The sequence below is a fragment of the Archangium violaceum genome, from assembly GCF_016887565.1.
GTDB lineage: Bacteria > Myxococcota > Myxococcia > Myxococcales > Myxococcaceae > Archangium > Archangium violaceum_B.
The window spans coordinates 7,180,543-7,200,012 of record NZ_CP069396.1 but is presented as its reverse complement, the minus strand read 5'-3'; the positions used below and the strand labels follow the sequence as shown (position 1 = coordinate 7,200,012).

The 19,470-nt window shown below is 66.9% G+C and carries 1 protein-coding gene; it reads left to right on the top strand.

The window, feature by feature from the left end; translation table 11 throughout:
- Window position 1 precedes the first annotated feature (1 nt).
- Window positions 2–19,465 (top strand): SDR family NAD(P)-dependent oxidoreductase, encoded by a 19,464-nt coding sequence (locus JRI60_RS54645; RefSeq protein WP_204219056.1) that lies wholly within the window; start codon window positions 2–4, stop codon window positions 19,463–19,465.
- The last annotated feature ends 5 nt before the right edge of the window (window positions 19,466–19,470 follow it).

Below are 19,470 nucleotides of genomic sequence, written 5' to 3'. Positions count from 1 at the left end.
CATGCGAAAGCCAATCACGCGCACTGCTTTCAAGAAGAAGAGCTATTGGCTCGGAGAGGCCGTCAACCCCCTGGACGCGGGTCCCGGCAGGGAGGCGCTCGGTGGGCGTTCCCAAGAAGACGGTGTCGTCCAACGCGAGTACGTGTTCGATGAGCCGCTGCTGAGGGATCACAAGATCTTCGGCGAGCAGGTGTTGATGGGCGTGGCCCATCTGAGCCTGGCCATCGACCATGCGCGCCAGTTCCTGGGGCGCGGCGCGGTCGTGCTCGAGCGCGGCATGTTCTCCAACGCGCTCGTGGTGAAGCCGGGGCAGTCGAGCATCGTGACCGTCAAGGAGGAGCGTGCCGGCGACAAGGTCTCACTCACCACCCGCTATCCGTCCGACGCGGGGGAGAAGCAGGCCGCCACCTTCGTGCTGGGCGCGGCCAGCGAGTGGGCCGGGGAGCGGCTCGACATCCAGGCCACGATCGCTTCCGCCCGGGAGCGCACCTCGGGGGACATCTTCTACAAGCACTCCCGGCAGGAGAGCTACGGCCCCAGCCTGGCCAATGTCCGCACCGTCCATCGTCTGGCGGATGGAGCCGTTCTCGGCGAGCTCTCCATCACCGAGCAGATGCGCGCGCGCCTGCCCGAGTACTACATCCATCCCTGTGTCTTCGACGCGTGCCACGTCGTCTCGACGTTCTCCCTGGGGAACGAGCCGATCGACGACCACCGCGTGCCGTTGATGATCAAGCGGGTCAGGGTCTCGAACCAGATCACCGCCGACGCGCTGAGCACGAGCTACTGCCACGTCAAGCGCGTGATGAAGAACGAGCAGATCGCGGAGATGCACGTCAAGCTCTTCGACCGCGACGGTGAGCTGCTCTTCGCGCTCGAGGGCTTCACGACGAAGAAGGTGCCCAGCCGCGAGGCGCTCTTCTCGGGTGGGGGCGAGTCGAAGGAACCGCGAAGCACGGATGCGGTCGTGGCCCGGAGTCCCGCCGTGGAGGTGGAGGGGCGCCGCGAGGTCAACGCCGCGTCCCTGGAGAAGTCCATCCAGGACTATCTCCGGGAGAAGATCGGGCGCGTCATCAACAAGCCGAGGAACGAGATCCCCGTCCAGCTGAACTTCATGGACATGGGCGTGGACTCGAGCAGCATGATCGGCGCGGTGCGGGAGATCGAGAAGGAGGTCGGGATCGAGCTGTACCCGACGCTCTTCTTCGAGCATCAGAACATCGCCGCGCTGTCGAAGCACTTCGCCACGGAGAACGCGGAGGCCTTCTCGCGGCTCTGGGCCTCCGCGCCTTCGGCGAAGAAGGAATCCGCCGAAGCGCCGGGCGCCTGGGACGATGCGTCCCTGGAGAAGGCCATCCAGACGTACCTGCGCGAGAAGCTGGCGCGTGTGCTCGGGAAGCCGAAGCACGAGGTGCCGCTGACGACCAACTTCATGGACCTGGGCGTCGAATCCAGCAGCATGATCGGCACCGTCCAGGAGATCGAGAAGGAGGTCGGAATCGAGCTGTACCCGACCCTGCTCTTCGAGCATCAGAACATCACCGCGCTGGCGAAGCACTTCGCCGAGTCGGGTGGTGCCCGGTTCAAGAGCTACTTCCAGGCCTCCGGGCGCGGCGTCGCCAGCGCTGCACCGGCCAGGAGCTCGGACGGGGTGCGCTCGCACACGGTCTCCGTGACCGAGCCGCCCGCTCCGTCGCGGAACGAGGTGCTCCCGGCCTCGAACGAGATCGCCATCATCGGCATGAGCGGGTATCTCGCCCAGTCCGAGAACCTGTCCGAGTTCTGGCACCACCTGGAGCGGGCGGATGATCTGATCGAGGAGATCCCCGCGTCGCACTGGGACCACCGGCCGTGGTTCGACACGGAGCGGAACGCGGTCAACAAGACGTATTCGAAGTGGGGCAGCTTCCTCAAGGACGTCGACAAGTTCGATCCCGTCTTCTTCGGCATCTCGCCGCGGCTCGCCGAGTGGATGGATCCGCAGCTGCGGATGCTGCTGCAGTCCGTCCAGGAGACGATGGAGGACGCGGGCGCCATCCGGAGCATCATCGGCAGCAAGACGGGCGTGTATGTCGGCTGCTGCTTCCAGGAGTACTGGGACGAGATCGTCCGGTCCCATGTCTCCATGGTGGATTATCAGGCCCACAGCTCGGCGATGTCCTCGCTGTCGGGCACCGTCTCGTACATGTTCGATCTGCAGGGCGGATCGATCCCACTCGACAACGCCTGTGCATCGTCACTGACCGCGCTGCACCTGGCCTGCCAGGCGCTCAGGAACGGAGAGTGCGACCAGGCGCTCGTGGCCGGCGTGAACGCGCTGCTCAGCCCCCTGCACTACGTGTACTTCTCGCGGCTTCAGGCCCTGTCGCCCACCGGCCACTGCCACTCGTTCGACAAGAAGGCGGATGGATACGTGCCCGGTGAGGGCGTCGTCTCGGTGCTGCTCAAGCCCCTGGCCGCAGCGATCCGGGACGGGGACCGCATCCACGCCGTCATCAAGGGAACGGCGATCAACCACGTCGGACGGTCCAACAATCCCTACGCTCCCAGGCCCGAGCTCCAGACGAAGCTGCTCCGGGAGGCCTGGAAGAACGCGGGCATCAACCCCGAGGACCTCAGCTACATCGAGGCTCACGGCACGGGAACCCCGCTGGGCGATCCGATCGAGATCAACGCCCTCAAGGCGGCCATGAAGCCGTACACGTCGAAGACCGGTTTCTGCGCGATCGGCTCGACCAAGGCCCACATCGGACATCTGGAGGGGGCGGCGGGTCTGGCGTCCCTGATCAAGGTCGTCCTGATGCTGAAGAATCGCAAGATTCCCCGGATGCCGAACTTCGAGGCGTTGAATCCCTATATCCGGCTCGATGATTCGCCGTTCTTCATCAACACCGAGCTCATGGACTGGGAGCGGCGCGACGGCAAGCCGCGACTGGCTGGTGTCAGCTCCTTCGGCATGACGGGCAACAACAGCCACGTCGTGCTCGAGGAGTATGTCGCACCGGAGACCGAGGCCCGGCGCAGGACGCTCGAGCTCTCCAACTCCCCGGTGCTGATCACCCTGTCCGCCAAGAACGAGGATCGGCTCAGGGCGTATGCCCAGAAGTTGCTGGCCTTCGTGGAGTCGAGCCAGGGGCTGAACCTCACGGATGTGTCCTACACGCTCCAGGTTGGCCGTCAGGCGATGTCTCAGCGCGCCGCCTTCGTGGTGCGTGATGTGGCGGAGCTGAAGGCGAAGCTCGCTCGACTCGCTCGGGGCGAGGCAACCCCGGACTCCTGCTTCCAGGGGCGCGCCCGGGACGAGGTGGAGAGCACGGAGTTCTTCCCCTCCGAGTCGGAGTTCGTGGAGTCGGTGACCCGCTGGGTGAAGGCCGGTCAGCTCGAGAAGATCGCGGAGCTCTGGATCAAGGGACTCGATATCGACTGGCGGCTGCTCCATGCCGGCCTCGAGCCGAGGAAGATCTCGCTGCCGACGTATCCCTTCTCGAAGGAGCGGTACTGGTTCTCGGCTCCAGCCGTCGCTCTCCAGGATCCTGGTGTGGTTCGCGAGCCGGCACCTGCCAGGGCACCCCGGCATCCGCTCGTCCAGGAGGACGTCTCCGATTCCGAGCAACCACGGTTCCGGTCGGTGTTCGATGGTCAGGAGTTCTTCCTGAGCGATCACCGGGTCCAGCAGGGGCGGGTGCTCCCTGGAGTCGCCTACCTGGAGATGGCGAGAGCCGCGGCCTCGATCGCTGGCAGGAAGGACATCCTGGCGATCGAGAACGTCGTGTGGTCTCGCCCGATCGAGGTGGGTGATACGCCGAAGGAGGTCACGATCCGGCTGACTCCTCAGGGCCGTGAGCTCCGGTACGAGATCAGCTCCGCGCCCGGAGCGGGAGCCCGGGACGCGGAGCGTGCCGTGCACAGCCAGGGCAAGATCGTGACCGGCACCCGTCCCGCGACGGAGAAGCGCCGGATCGAGATCTCCGCCATCGAGAACCGCTGCCTGTTCACCATCGAGGCCGCGCGGATCTACGAGAAGTTCCGGGAGCAGGGCCTGAACTATGGAGCGGCCTTCCAGGCCGTCGCGAAGATCTCCATCGGGCGTGACGAGGCGCTCGCCACCGTGCGCCTGCCGGCGAGCAGGAGCTCGGACGTGGCCGGGTTCGGTCTCGATCCGAGCATCATGGATGCCGCGCTGCAGGCCACGATCGGCCTGACGATGAGCCGCGGGTTGTTCGACTCGCCCTCGCGTCCGCAACTCCCATTCGCCATCGGCTCGGTGGAGCTCCATGGCCCCACGCCGAAGAGCGGGTACGCCTACGTCCGTTACAGCCCCGGCACGAAGCCGGGCGACAGCGTGCAGAAGCACGACATCGATGTCGTCGACGCGGACGGCAACGTGTGCGTGGCGATCAAGGGATTCGTCACGAGGGCATTGGAGGTGCCCAGGGAGCAGGCCGAGGCGAAGCGGCCCGTGACCCCGGAGCCACCGTCTCGGGGTGAGCTCGCGGCGCGAAACGTGTCCGTGGCGGAAGCCCGGACTCGTGATGGAGCGGGGCGCAAGACGCTCGACAAGCAGCGCCTGGGCGAGGCCACCGAGCGGTTCCTGGTGGGGTGTGTCTGTGACATCCTGAAGCTCAAGGCGGAAGACATCTCCCCCGACGAGGAGATGAGCGCCTATGGCCTGGATTCGATCACGCTGACGGAGCTGGCCAACAGGACCAGCAGAGAGCTCGATATCGAGCTGGCGCCCACGATTTTCTTCGAGCATCCGACGCTGGCGTCGTTCAGGGACTTCCTGCTCGAGACCCACGAGCGGGAAGTGGCGGCCCGGTTCGGGGATCCCGACGAGGGACCGGACGACTCCGGCGGCGGCCCCGGCTCGGGCGGACCTGGCGGTGGCGGCCGGCCGGAACAGCGGCTCGTGGTGGACGAGGCGCCGCGAGAGGTGACTGGAGTCGTCACTCCCCGGCACTCGGGCGTCGAACGCTTCGCTTCATCGAGCCGCGAGGACGATGACATCGCGATCATCGGCGTGAGCGGGCGCTTCCCGATGGCGAAGAACCTGGATGCGTTCTGGGCGAACCTTCGGGACGGCCGGGACTGCATCTCGGAGATCCCCCGCGATCGCTGGGACTGGAAGGCGATCCACGGCGACCCGAGCAAGGAGCGGAACAAGTCGAACGTGAAGTGGGGTGGGTTCATCGATGGCATCGATCGCTTCGACCCCCTCTTCTTCGGCATCTCTCCGCGCGAAGCGGAGGTGATGGATCCGCAGCAGCGCCTCTTGATGCAGCATGTGTGGCTGGCCATCGAGGACGCGGGCTATTCCCCCAAGGCGTTGTCCGGTTCGGCGACGGGGCTCTTCGTTGGCACCGCCAGTACGGGCTATCAGCAGCGCGTGATGGATACGAGCGTCTCCATCGAGGGCCACACCGCCACGGCCGTCGTGGCGTCGGTGGGGCCGAACAGGCTCTCGTACCTCCTGAACCTCCATGGGCCGAGCGAGCCGATCGAGACCGCCTGCTCGAGCTCGCTCGTCGCGATCCACCGGGGCGTCCAGGCCCTCAAGAACGGCGAGTGCGATCAGGTGCTCGCGGGCGGCGTCAATACGCTGCTGTCTCCGGAAGTGCACATCAGCTTCAACAAGGCCGGGATGCTGTGCGAGGACGGCCGGTGCAAGACGTTCTCGAAATCGGCGAACGGTTATGTCCGGGGCGAAGGTGCCGGCATCGTCTTCCTGAAGCGGCTGAGGGATGCGAAGCGGGACAATGACCACATCTACGCGGTCATCAAGGCGACCTCCGAGAATCATGGCGGGCGTGGACAGTCACTCACCGCCCCCAACGCCAATGCCCAGGCGGAGCTGATCAAGGACGCCTATCGCAAGGCGGGCATCGACCCGAGGACCGTCACCTACATCGAGACGCACGGCACCGGGACGCCTCTGGGTGATCCGGTCGAGATCAACGGACTCAAGAAATCCTTCCAGGCCCTGTACGAGGAGTGGGGCGTCCAGCCGACGGGGAAGCACTGCGGGCTCGGCAGCGTGAAGAGCAACATCGGGCACCTGGAGCTGGCCGCGGGAATCGCCGGCGTCATGAAGGTCCTCCTGGCGATGAAGCATGGCGAGCTGCCGCGGAGCCTCCACTGCGACGACGTCAATCCCTACATCAAGCTGGACGACAGCCCGTTCTACCTGGTCCAGAAGCGACAGCCGTGGGAGCGGCTCACGGACGAGGACGGCTCGACCCTGCCGCGACGGGCGGGTGTCAGCAGCTTCGGTTTTGGTGGTGTGAACGCGCACGTCGTTCTCGAGGAGTACGTCGAGGAGGCAGGCCATCAGCACACGCGCCGTCTCCATGACGAGAGCTGGCCCGCGGTGGTTCCGCTGTCGGCGAAGAGCGAGGAGCGGCTGCGGGTCTATGCCCAGGAGCTTCTGGCCTTCGTCGAGAAGGCCGGGTGCTCGCTCGAGGAGCTCGCCTACACCCTGCAGGTGGGACGTGAGCCGATGGAATATCGGTTGGCGATCCAGGCCGGGGAACTGCGCGAGCTGAGGGACGCGCTGGCCGGCTTCGTGTCCGGCAGGGCCATGGAGAACTGGTACTCCGGGCACGTGACGGAGGTGCCGAAGTCCTCCGCGGCGCCGTGGATGGAGCAGAAGGACGCCAGGAAGCTCGCGGAGCACTGGGTCCGAGGTGGGGCGGTCGATTGGGCCGTGCTGTACGGGGAGGAGAAGCCGCGCCGCCTGTCGCTGCCGACCTACCCGTTCGCGGAGGAGCGGTACTGGGTGCCGGAGGCCACGGGCGTGGTGGTGACGGCGCGGCCGTCGAAGCTGCACCCACTCCTGGGCGAGAACACGTCCGATCTGCGCGCACAGCAGTTCACGTCGGTGTTCACGGGAGAGGAGTTCTTTCTGGAGGACCACCAGGTGCGGGGGCAGAGGGTATTGCCCGCGGTGGGGTACCTGGAGATGGCGCGCGCGGCCGGAGCCGTGGCGGGCGGGAGCCAGGTGGCCAGCCTGAAGGACGTCGTGTGGGCGCAACCGGTGGTGGTCAATGGCCAGTCACGGTCGGTGACCATCCGCCTGCGTCCCGAGACGGACACGGCGGTTGGCTTCGAGGTCCGGAGCGGATCGGAAGAGCAACTGCACAGCCAGGGCCGGCTCGTGCTGAATGGCGCGGACGGTCAAGGAGCACGGCAGGCGAGGCGGGTGGACCTCACTGGAGTGAAGGGCCGCTGCGACTCGGTGTTGGCGAAGGAGGAGCTCTACCGGGGGCTGAGGCAGCAGGGGTTGGAGTACGGCGCGACGTTCCAGACGATTCAGGAGCTTCGCTTCAATGGGACGGAGGCGCTGGCGAGCATCCAGTTGCCGGAGGACATCAGCGGGGAGGCGGAGCAGTACGTGCTGCACCCGAGCGTGATGGACGCGGCGTTGCAGACGTCCGCGGGGCTGGGGATGGGTGAGGGAGGGGCCTGGCTGCCGTTCGCGGTGGAGGCGGTGGAGGTGTTCCAGCGGACTCCGGCCAGGAGTCATGCGTACGCGCGGAGGAGCAGCGGCAAGGGAGAGAGGGGGATTGCCCGCTACGACATCGACCTGGTGAGCGAGGCGGGAGAGGTGTGCGTGGCGATCCAGGGGCTGACGCTGCGCAAGGCGGCGGAGCCGAGGCCGGAGGGAGGGCGAAAGAACGAGGTGCTGTACGCCACGAGCCAGTGGAAGGAGAGCAGGCTGGAGGCGAGCGCTGCGTCCTCTGGGGAGGCGGAGGCGGTGGTGCTGCTGGCGGGAGGGGAGGAGAGGGTCAGGGCGGGGCTGGAAGCAGCACTGGACGTGAGGGTGGAGGCGGTGCCTGGGTTCGCGGGAGCCGAGCAGAGCGAGGAGACGGAGGGCACGTTCCGCTGGGTATTCCAGAGGGTGAAGGAGCTGCTGCAGGGCCGGCCCAAGCGCACGCAGAAGGTGGTGGTGGTGGTGCCGTGGGACGAGCAGTGGTTCCGCTACGCACCCGTGGCGGGGTTGCTGAAGACGGCGGGATGGGAGAACCCGAAGCTGCAAGGGCGGCTGGTGGCGGTGGCGGGGCTGGAGAGGGCGGACACGGAAAGGCTGCGCCAGCTCATCGAGCAGGAGCTGGGGGCGGCGGCAGGTGCGGTGGAGGTGCGCTACGGGGAGGACGGGAGGAGGGAGGAGCGGCAGCTGGTGGAGGTGGGCCCCGGAGCCCAGGTGGAGGAACTGGGGCAGTACGTGAAGCCGGGAGGGGTGTACTGGATTACGGGAGGGATGGGAGGGCTGGGGCTGCACTTCGCCCGGCACCTGGGCCAGACGAAGGGCGTGAAGGTGGTGCTCAGCGGGCGCTCGGCGCTGGACGAGACGAAGACGGCGGCGCTCGAGGAGCTGAGGAGGCAGCAGCCGCACGCGACGTTCACGTACGTGGCGGTGGACCTGGGGGACAGGGGGGCGGTGGCGGGAGCGGTGGAGAAGTTGAGGGCGGAGTACGGAGGGGTGAAGGGAGTCATCCACAGCGCGGGTGTGATTCAGGACGCGTACGTGGTGAAGAAGGAAGAGGGGCAGATAGAGGCGGTGTTCGCGCCGAAGGTGAAGGGGCTGCTGAACCTGGAGGAAGCGACGAGGGAGGAGGAGCTGGACTTCGTGGTGCTCTTCTCGTCGTTGGCGGGGGCGATGGGGAGCGCGGGGCAGGCGGACTACGCGGGAGCCAATGCGTTCCTGGACGCGTACGCGGAGTACCGGCAGGGGCAGGTGAAGGAGGGGAAGAGGAAGGGCAGGACGGTGTCGGTGGGCTGGCCACTGTGGAAGGAGGGGGGAATGAGGATGGAGGAGCAGGCCAGGGAGGCGATGGAGCGCACCAGCGGAATGGTGCCGATGGAGACGGAGATAGGACTGCGTGCCTTCGACGTGGCCATGGGCCTGCCGTACTCCCACCTCGTCGTCGTTCAAGGCGATATCGGACGAGTGAGGCCCATCCTCGTCTCTGGGGCCGCTGATGCCGCCGTGGATGACGTCCGCCCTCAGGCCTCCATCGCGGCCGAGGCCGTCACGGAAGACATCCGCTCCGAGGAGTCTCTCCCGGCGAATCCATCCCGCGTGACGGTAGGCGCGGGGTTCGAGGAAACGTTGAAGGAGAAGACCCTCGAGCACCTCAAGAAGCAACTCTCACAGGTGCTGAAGCTGCCGAGCCATCGAATCGATGAGAAGGCGCCGTTGGAGAAGTACGGCATCGATTCCTTGATGGTGATGAACCTGAGCAACGAGCTCGAGAAGGTCTTCGGCCCCCTGTCCAAGACCCTGTTCTTCGAGTTCCAGACCCTGGAGCAACTGGGGTCGTACTTCGTCGAGAACCACCGGGAGAAGCTGGTGTCGCTCCTGGGGATCAGCGCGACCGTGAATGCGCAGCCCGTTCCGCCACCGGTGAAGAGCGAGGCGGCGGGTCTGTCGCGTCCGCGTCGCTTCAGTGAGCCGGAGACGAAGGCGCCAGCGGTCCAGCGAGGAGGAGCACTGGATATCGCCATCATCGGCGTGAGCGGGCGTTACCCCCAGGCCAGGGACCTGGCGGCCTTCTGGGACAACTTGAAGGCCGGACGCGACTGCGTCACGGAGGTTCCCCGGGAGCGCTGGGACTACCGTCCCTACTTCGACCTGGACAAGAGCAAGAGCGGCAAGATTCACGGCAAGTGGGGAGGATTCATCGACGACGTCGACAAGTTCGACCCGCTGTTCTTCAACATCTCGCCACGTGAAGCGGAGGTGATGGATCCGCAGGAGCGGCTGTTCCTGCAGTGCGCGTGGGAGGCGATGGAGGACGCTGGCTACACCCGTGAGCGTCTGGCGGACAGCGCCTCCGCGCCGCAGAAGAACGTCGGCGTGTACGTGGGGGTGATGTACGAGGAGTACCAGTTCTACGGAGTGCAGGAGCTGCTCAAGGGCAACCCGCTGGGACTGACGGGCAACCCCTCGGGCATCGCCAACCGTGTCTCCTACTTCTGCAACTTCCATGGCCCGAGCATGGCCGTGGATACGATGTGCTCCTCGTCGCTGACGACCATCCACCTGGCGTGTCAGAGCCTGCGGCAGGGACAGTGCCGCATGGCCATCGCCGGAGGGGTGAACGTGAGCATCCACCCCAACAAGTACATCCTGCTCAGCCAGGGCAAGTTCATCTCGACGCACGGCAAGTGCGAGAGCTTCGGGCGGGGAGGGGACGGGTACGTGCCCGGAGAGGGAGTGGGGTGCGTCGTGCTCAAGCCGCTGGAAGACGCGGTGAGGGACGGAGACCACATCTACGGGGTCATCAAGGCGACGGCCATCAACCACGGAGGGAAGACGAACGGGTACACGGTGCCCAACCCGCAGGCGCAGACGGCGGTCATCCGCCAGGCGCTGGAGCAGGCGCAGGTGGACGTGAGGACGCTCAGCTACGTGGAGGCGCACGGGACGGGGACGAGCCTGGGAGACCCGATAGAGATAAGCGGGCTGACGAAGGCGTACGAGGGCAGGGGAGAGGGAGGGCCGCTGTGCGCCATAGGGTCTGTGAAGTCGAACATAGGGCACTGCGAGTCGGCGGCGGGAGTGGCGGGAGTGACGAAGGTGCTGCTGCAACTCAAGTACGGGCAGCTGGTGCCGTCCATCCACTCGCAGGAGCTCAACCCGAACATCGACTTCACGAAGACGCCGTTCCGTGTGCAGAGGGAGCTGGGGGAGTGGAAGAGGCCGGTGGTGGAGGGAAGGGAGAGGCCGAGGGTGGCGGGAATCAGCTCGTTCGGAGCGGGAGGCTCCAACGCGCACGTCATCATCGAGGAGTACATCGAGCAGAGGCCGGAGAGGGCGGAGGAGGAGGAGGACGGGAGGCCGCAGCTGGTGGTGCTCTCGGCGCGCAACGAGGAGCGCCTGCGTGCCTACGCGCGGAGGATGCTCGATTTCGTCAAGCGCGCCGAATACCGGCTCGAGGAGCTGGCCTACACCCTCCAGGTTGGGCGCGAGGCGATGGAGCATCGCGTGGCGTTCCTGGTTCGGGAGCCGCTCGAGCTCGAGGCCAGGTTGGCGGCGTTCGCCTCGGGTGAGAGGGATATCGAGGACTGCTTCCAGGGCAGGGTCAACGAGAACAAGGATGGCGTGATGTCCTTGGGCTCGGATGGAGACTTCAAGGAGCTCATCAACACGTGGGCGGCGAAGGGAAAGCTCGCGAAGCTCGCGGAGCTCTGGGCCCGCGGGATGGCGGTCGATTGGACCCTGCTGTACGGGGAGCAGAAGCCGCGCCGCCTGTCGCTGCCGACCTATCCGTTCGCGGAGGAGCGGTACTGGGTGCCGCAGACCACGGGGACGCTGGTGACGGCGCGGCCGTCGAAGCTGCATCCGCTCCTGGGCGAGAACACCTCCGACCTGTGGGATCAGCAGTTCACGTCGGTGTTCACGGGAGAGGAGTTCTTCCTGGAGGACCACCGGGTGCGGGGGCAGCGGGTGCTGCCGGCGGTGGGATACCTGGAGATGGCACGTGCGGCCGGAGCCGTGGCAGGCAGGAGTCAGGTGCTCAGCCTGAAGGACCTCGTGTGGGCGCAACCGGTGGTGGTCAACGGCAAGGCACAGGAGGTGACCATCCGTCTGTATCCCGAGACGGACACGGAGGTCGGCTTCGAGGTCCGGAGTGGTGCCTCGGGCGAAGGAGACGCGCAGCTCGAGGAGCAGCTGCACAGCCAGGGCCGGCTCGTGTTGGGCGAGGGGGCGGAGGGTGAAGGAGTCCGGCAGGCGAGGCGGGTGGACCTCACGGGAGTGAAGGGCCGCTGCGACTCGGTGTTGGCGAAGGAGGAGTTCTACCGGGGGCTGAGGCAGCAGGGGTTGGAGTACGGCGCGACGTTCCAGACGATTCAGGAGCTTCGCTTCAATGGGACGGAGGCGCTGGCGAGCATCCAGTTGCCGGAGGACATCAGCGGGGAGGCGGAGCAGTACGTGCTGCACCCGAGCGTGATGGACGCGGCGTTGCAGACGTCCGCGGGGCTGGGGATGGGTGAGGGAGGGGCCTGGCTGCCGTTCGCGGTGGAGGCGGTGGAGGTGTTCCAGCGGACTCCGGCCAGGAGTCATGCGTACGCGCGGAGGAGCAGCGGCAAGGGAGAGAGGGGGATTGCCCGCTACGACATCGACCTGGTGAGCGAGGCGGGAGAGGTGTGCGTGGCGATCCAGGGGCTGACGCTGCGCAAGGCGGCGGAGCCGAGGCCGGAGGGAGGGCGAAAGAACGAGGTGCTGTACGCCACGAGCCAGTGGAAGGAGAGCAGGCTGGAGGCGAGCGCTGCGTCCTCTGGGGAGGCGGAGGCGGTGGTGCTGCTGGCGGGAGGGGAGGAGAGGGTCAGGGCGGGGCTGGAAGCAGCACTGGACGTGAGGGTGGAGGCGGTGCCTGGGTTCGCGGGAGCCGAGCAGAGCGAGGAGACGGAGGGCACGTTCCGCTGGGTATTCCAGAGGGTGAAGGAGCTGCTGCAGGGCCGGCCCAAGCGCACGCAGAAGGTGGTGGTGGTGGTGCCGTGGGACGAGCAGTGGTTCCGCTACGCACCCGTGGCGGGGTTGCTGAAGACGGCGGGATGGGAGAACCCGAAGCTGCAAGGGCGGCTGGTGGCGGTGGCGGGGCTGGAGAGGGCGGACACGGAAAGGCTGCGCCAGCTCATCGAGCAGGAGCTGGGGGCGGCGGCAGGTGCGGTGGAGGTGCGCTACGGGGAGGACGGGAGGAGGGAGGAGCGGCAGCTGGTGGAGGTGGGCCCCGGAGCCCAGGTGGAGGAACTGGGGCAGTACGTGAAGCCGGGAGGGGTGTACTGGATTACGGGAGGGATGGGAGGGCTGGGGCTGCACTTCGCCCGGCACCTGGGCCAGACGAAGGGCGTGAAGGTGGTGCTCAGCGGGCGCTCGGCGCTGGACGAGACGAAGACGGCGGCGCTCGAGGAGCTGAGGAGGCAGCAGCCGCACGCGACGTTCACGTACGTGGCGGTGGACCTGGGGGACAGGGGGGCGGTGGCGGGAGCGGTGGAGAAGTTGAGGGCGGAGTACGGAGGGGTGAAGGGAGTCATCCACAGCGCGGGTGTGATTCAGGACGCGTACGTGGTGAAGAAGGAAGAGGGGCAGATAGAGGCGGTGTTCGCGCCGAAGGTGAAGGGGCTGCTGAACCTGGAGGAAGCGACGAGGGAGGAGGAGCTGGACTTCGTGGTGCTCTTCTCGTCGTTGGCGGGGGCGATGGGGAGCGCGGGGCAGGCGGACTACGCGGGAGCCAATGCGTTCCTGGACGCGTACGCGGAGTACCGGCAGGGGCAGGTGAGGGAGGGGAAGAGGAAGGGCAGGACGGTGTCGGTGGGCTGGCCGCTGTGGAGGGAGGGGGGAATGAGGATGGAGGAGCAGGCCAGGGAGGCGATGGAGCGCACCAGCGGAATGGTGCCGATGGAGACGGAGATAGGACTGCGTGCCTTCGACGTGGCCATGGCCCTGCCTCACCCCCACCTCATCGCCGTTCAAGGCGAGCTCAGCCGTCTTCAGGAAACCCTGTTGTCCTCTGCCTCCTCTGCCGCGGCCGTTGAAGACGTCCGCATCGAGGAGCCCGTTCCCGTGACTCCACCGCCCACGACGGAAGTCGCGGGGGCAGAAGACATGCTGAAGGAAAAGACCATCGAGTACCTCAAGCGGCAGCTCTCACAGGTGCTGAAGCTGCCGAGCCATCGGATCGATGAGAAGGCGCCGCTGGAGAAGTACGGCATCGACTCCGTGATGGTGATGAGCCTGAGCAACGAGCTCGAGAAGGTCTTCGGTCCCCTGTCCAAGACCCTGTTCTTCGAGTTCCAGACCCTGGACGAGCTGGGCTCCTACTTCGTCGAGAGCTACCGGGAGAAGTTGATGTCGCTCCTGGGGATCGGCGCGACCGCGAATGCACAGCCCGTCGCTCCAGTGGTGAAGAAGCGTGAGCCCGTGGGCCTGTCGCGTCAGGCGGGTCGCCCGCGCCGCCGCCTCGGTGGGTTGGCGGCGAAGACGCCGGAGGTGCAGCGAGGAGGAGCGCTGGATATCGCCATCATCGGAGTGAGTGGGCGCTATCCCCAGGCCAGGGACCTGGCGGCCTTCTGGGACAACCTGAAGGCCGGACGCGACTGCGTCACGGAGGTTCCCCGGGAGCGCTGGGACTACCGCCCCTACTTCGACCTGGACAAGAGCAAGGAAGGGAAGATCCACGGCAAGTGGGGAGGATTCATCGACGACGTCGACAAGTTCGACCCGCTGTTCTTCAACATCTCGCCACGTGAAGCGGAGGTGATGGATCCGCAGGAGCGGCTGTTCCTGCAGTGCGCGTGGGAGGCGATGGAGGACGCTGGCTACACCCGTGAGCGTCTGGCGGACAGCGCCTCCGCGCCGCAGAAGAACGTCGGCGTGTACGTGGGGGTGATGTACGAGGAGTACCAGTTCTACGGAGTGCAGGAGCTGCTCAAGGGCAACCCGCTGGGACTGACGGGCAACCCCTCGGGCATCGCCAACCGTGTCTCCTACTTCTGCAACTTCCATGGCCCGAGCATGGCCGTGGATACGATGTGCTCCTCGTCGCTGACGACCATCCACCTGGCGTGTCAGAGCCTGCGGCAGGGACAGTGCCGCATGGCCATCGCCGGAGGGGTGAACGTGAGCATCCACCCCAACAAGTACATCCTGCTCAGCCAGGGCAAGTTCATCTCGACGCACGGCAAGTGCGAGAGCTTCGGGCGGGGAGGGGACGGGTACGTGCCCGGAGAGGGAGTGGGGTGCGTCGTGCTCAAGCCGCTGGAAGACGCGGTGAGGGACGGAGACCACATCTACGGGGTCATCAAGGCGACGGCCATCAACCACGGAGGGAAGACGAACGGGTACACGGTGCCCAACCCGCAGGCGCAGACGGCGGTCATCCGCCAGGCGCTGGAGCAGGCGCAGGTGGACGTGAGGACGCTCAGCTACGTGGAGGCGCACGGGACGGGGACGAGCCTGGGAGACCCGATAGAGATAAGCGGGCTGACGAAGGCGTACGAGGGCAGGGGAGAGGGAGGGCCGCTGTGCGCCATAGGGTCTGTGAAGTCGAACATAGGGCACTGCGAGTCGGCGGCGGGAGTGGCGGGAGTGACGAAGGTGCTGCTGCAACTCAAGTACGGGCAGCTGGTGCCGTCCATCCACTCGCAGGAGCTCAACCCGAACATCGACTTCACGAAGACGCCGTTCCGTGTGCAGAGGGAGCTGGGGGAGTGGAAGAGGCCGGTGGTGGAGGGAAGGGAGAGGCCGAGGGTGGCGGGAATCAGCTCGTTCGGAGCGGGAGGCTCCAACGCGCACGTCATCATCGAGGAGTACATCGAGCAGAGGCCGGAGAGGGCGGAGGAGGAGGACGGGAGGCCGCAGCTGGTGGTGCTCTCGGCGCGCAACGAGGAGCGCCTGCGTGCCTACGCGCGGAAGGTGCTGGACTTCCTGAGGCGGAGTGAGGCGTCTGACGAGGGCGCTGCTCTCGAGCTGGGAGACGTCGCCTACACCCTCCAGACAGGCAGGGAGGCTCTCAAGCATCGCCTCGCGATGGTCGTGCACGACATGCGCCAGTTGAAGGAGCGGCTGGCCGCATTCGTCGCGGGCGAGACCGAGATCGAGAACTGCTACCTGGGGCAGACGGGCGATGAAAAGGGCAGCATCGACCTGCTGAGCTCGGATGCGGACCTGAAGCAAGGCATCCAGCGGTGGATCGAGAAGGGCAAGCTCGAGAAGCTGGCCGAGCTCTGGGTCCGGGGACTGGTCATCGACTGGGACCAGCTCCACCAGGAGCACGTGCGCCGACGGGTCTCCCTGCCGACCTATCCCTTCGCCCAGGACCGTTACTGGGTCCCGGTCTCGCGAGAGGACGCCCAACCGACGGTCTCCGTGCCCGTGCCCGTGCAGGTGCCAGTGCCCGAGCGGCTCCCGATCGCCGAGGAGCAGCCAGCGCTGTTCCTGGCGGAGGGCTGGCTGCTCAGCCCCCTGCCCACGCAGGGCGTCGACTGGCTCGAGAGGATTCGTCACCAGAAGGGAAAGCGGGTGCTGATCGTGCACGACGCGCGGGACGACTACCGCGCGGCGCGGCGCGTCTTCCGCCAGATCGACGAAGCGCTGCAAGGGAGCGACTGCGCAACGCCGTTCTCCGTGGCGTCCCTGGCACTCAGGAACGGGCGGGTCGTCGAGTGGAGCGCGGAGGGCTCGAGCCCCGGTTTCAGCCCGGACAGCGAGCTCGGGGACGTGTTCCGCGTCCTCCGTGACAACGATGCGCTGCCCGACCTCGTGCTGTTCTTCTGCGCCGAAGAGAGCGTCCGTTCGTTCGTCTCCCTCGCCACGAGCCTCCTGCGCGTTGCCTGGGACCGGGACGTCCGCGGGTATCTCGTCCACGCGACCATGCCCTCCGACCCGCGCCAGGAATTCGAATCCATTCCAGGTCTGGCCCGAGCCGTCTCCACCGAGAACCCGAGGCATGTCTACACGACCATTGCCATCGACGGCGTGATGGGCGAAGGCGACAAGGTGTCGCTGGTCCTGAATGAGTGGCTCCTGGCGGACGGGGGCGGGTCGGACGACGAGGCAGGGGCCTCCCGCTCCATCCGCTACCAGGACGGGAAGCGCTGGCGCGCTGTCTCCGAGAAGATCGACGTGCCTCCGCTGGAAGAGGGGCACGGCCTCGAGAAGGGTGGGACCTACCTCGTCACCCACGGCACGAGCGCGCTCGGGTTGTCCCTGGAGAAGTACCTGCTGGACCGCTTCCAGGCGACCCTCATCGTCCTCGGCGAGGGCGGTGATGCCTCCGCGGACGGCGCGCTGGCGCGTCTGGCTCGCGAGACGGCTCCTGGAAGAGTCATCTACGAGCAGGTGGACCTGTCCGACAGGACCGCGCTCGCGCGTGTCATGGAAGAGGTGAGGGCGCGCACGGGACCGATCCACGGCGTCTTCCACCTGGGAGCCGACAGCCATGCTGGAGACGAAGAGTCGCGGGCGTACCGCGTCCTGAACAAGGCGTGGCGGCCCAAGGCCATCGTGAGCCACTCGAGGTCCCCCGCGACGGGGACGGTCCTGGTGCTCGTCAATGCCCAGAGCGCGAAGCTGGTCACGGATGCGCTCTCCTCCTGGAGCACGGGAGAGGTGGTCCTCGTCTCGTCGGAACGACTCGACGACGCGCGAGCCCGGTACTTCGACTTCCGGAACGGAGCGCTGGCCCAGGAGCCGGTCGCGGAGCTCCTGCGGACCCATCCGGAGATCTCCTCCGTCATCGACCTCTCGGACCTCTACGCGGAGGACCGTTCGGCCGACGACGACAAGCTGGGCAAGCTCCACCTCTTCCAGAAGCTGGTGGGGGCGTTCTCCGACATCTCGATCCTGCACTTCACGAAGGGCTTGCAGCGGTTCGGTAGCCAGACGATGAGCCTGGCTGGGGCGAAGTTCTCGGGCCTCGTCAAGATGCTCAGCTCCGAGTACAAGCATGTGACCGCGAAGTGCGTCGACATCGACGCGCACGCCTACGACGGGTCGAAGCTCCGGGAGATCGCCGAGCGGGAGCTCTCGGTCCCGTTGGAGGAGACGGAGATCGTCTACCGGCGCGGCGAGCGGTTCGCGCCCCATCTCCAGGCCCGTGAGCTGCCCGACGCCAGCGGCGGCCGTGCCACGGAGGCTGCCTTCACGGTGCGGCGAGATGGCGTCTACGTGGTGACCGGTGGCACGAACGGCATCGGCCTCGAGGTCGCGAAGCTCCTCGCGAGGCGTGGGGCCTCGAAGCTGGTCCTGATGGGCGTGACGCCCCTGCCCCCGAAGGAGCGCTGGACCCACCTGGTCCACGACTCCTCGACTCCAGAGTACGTCCGCCGGAAGCTCGAGGCGTTCCTGGAGCTGGAGGGACGCGGTGTCTCGGTGACGCTCTACACCGGCCCGCTGGACGACCGCGCGCGGCTGGGCGCGTTCTTCGGTGACATCCGGCGGGAGCTCGGCGCCATCCGAGGTGTCGTCCACAGCGCCGGAGCGATGCAGGCCGCGAAGGGCGATGAGTTCGCGTTCGTGCGCAAGTCGTTGAAGCGGATGGAAGAGGTGTTCGCGCCGAAGATCGCCGGGCTCGACACCCTGAGCTCGTTGTTGAGCGCGGACGACCTGGACTTCTTCGTCAGCTTCTCCTCCACCGCCGGTCAGCTTCCGGGCTTCATGCGCGGGATGAGCGACTACGGCATCGCCAATGCGTACGTCGACTCCTTCACCGAGTTCCAGGCCCATGGCGGGAAGCCCTGCTTCCGGTCGATGGCCTGGGTGGGCTGGGCGGACACCGGCAGCCACTCCCGTGACTCGAGCGCGCACGGCATCCCGGAGGCGAATGCCCGGCAACAGGGGCTGCTCTTCAATGACACCTCCGAGGGGCTCGACCTGTTCGAGCGGGGCCTGCTCGTGGACACCGCGAGCGCCAGCAGCCTGCTGCCGTGTGTCATGGACCCGGGGACGTTCGAGGCGAAGAAGGAGCAGCTCCTCTTCGCCAGGTCCGAGCCTGACGGGCGCGGTACCCAGAAGGCCCTCTCGGCCATGGGCGAGCTGAGGTCCCGTGCACGCCAGGCTCTCGGGGCGGCGGAGCGCATCGTCAACCTCGACGAGGTCCTGCGGCGTGAGCCTCTGGCGTTCTTCGTCCTGGCGACCCCCACTCCGGACTCGTTCCAGAGCGCGTTCGCCCGGTGGCGGACGGCCTCCGTGCAGGAGGGGACGCGGCAGGGGAAGACCCTGCATGTCACCCTGGGGCTTCAGGGCGAGGTCACAACGGCCTCGGCGCGGGCCTCGAGCACGGAGGGCGGAGTCCACGCCCTCGTGCGGAGCGTGGGAGCGGCGGCGACCGTCCTGTCCGCGCTGCCCGTTCGAGCCGAGGACCAGGCCAAGGCTCCCTCGCATGCCCCCATGATCCGGATGGAGCAGCGGAGCGAGCACGGTTCGAACGGACATGCCCGTAACCACGTGGCGTTCAACAGGTTGCTCGAGCGGCTCGCCAGGGAGGGTCGGCAGGCCGCGGACGAGCTCCTCCTGGAGCTCGATGTCGACGCGTTGGAGGACGGTCAGGTCCAACAGCTGTCCGCGCTGCTGTTCGGAGCGCCGGTGGACCGCTACGTCGGGCCTGTGGCCCCGCGCCCGGAAACGGCTCCTCCGCCCGTCCGTTCCGAGAGTCCGCGCGTCCAGCAGGAGCCGCCACGGACTCGGCAGGAGCCACTACGGGCCCCACAGGGCGACGCAGACCTCAAGTCGTTGGTGATGACCGAGCTCGCCAAGGTCTTGAAGATCGACCGGAGCTCCATCGACGAGAACGAGAGCTTCCAGGACTACGGCCTGGACTCCATCACGGGTACCCAGCTCGCCACCCGCATGGAAAAGGTGGTCGGCATTGAGATCTCTCCCGCCTGGCTGATCGAGTTTTCGACCATCGAGGCGCTCGCGAAGAAGATCCTGCTGGAGAAGCAGAATCAGGGGCAGGGGTGAACTGA

Bases quoted from the DNA above. Each gene is read 5' to 3' on its own strand.
- JRI60_RS54645 (WP_204219056.1), top strand. From the start codon at position 2: ATGCGAAAGCCAATCACGCGCACTGCTTTCAAGAAGAAGAGCTATTGG.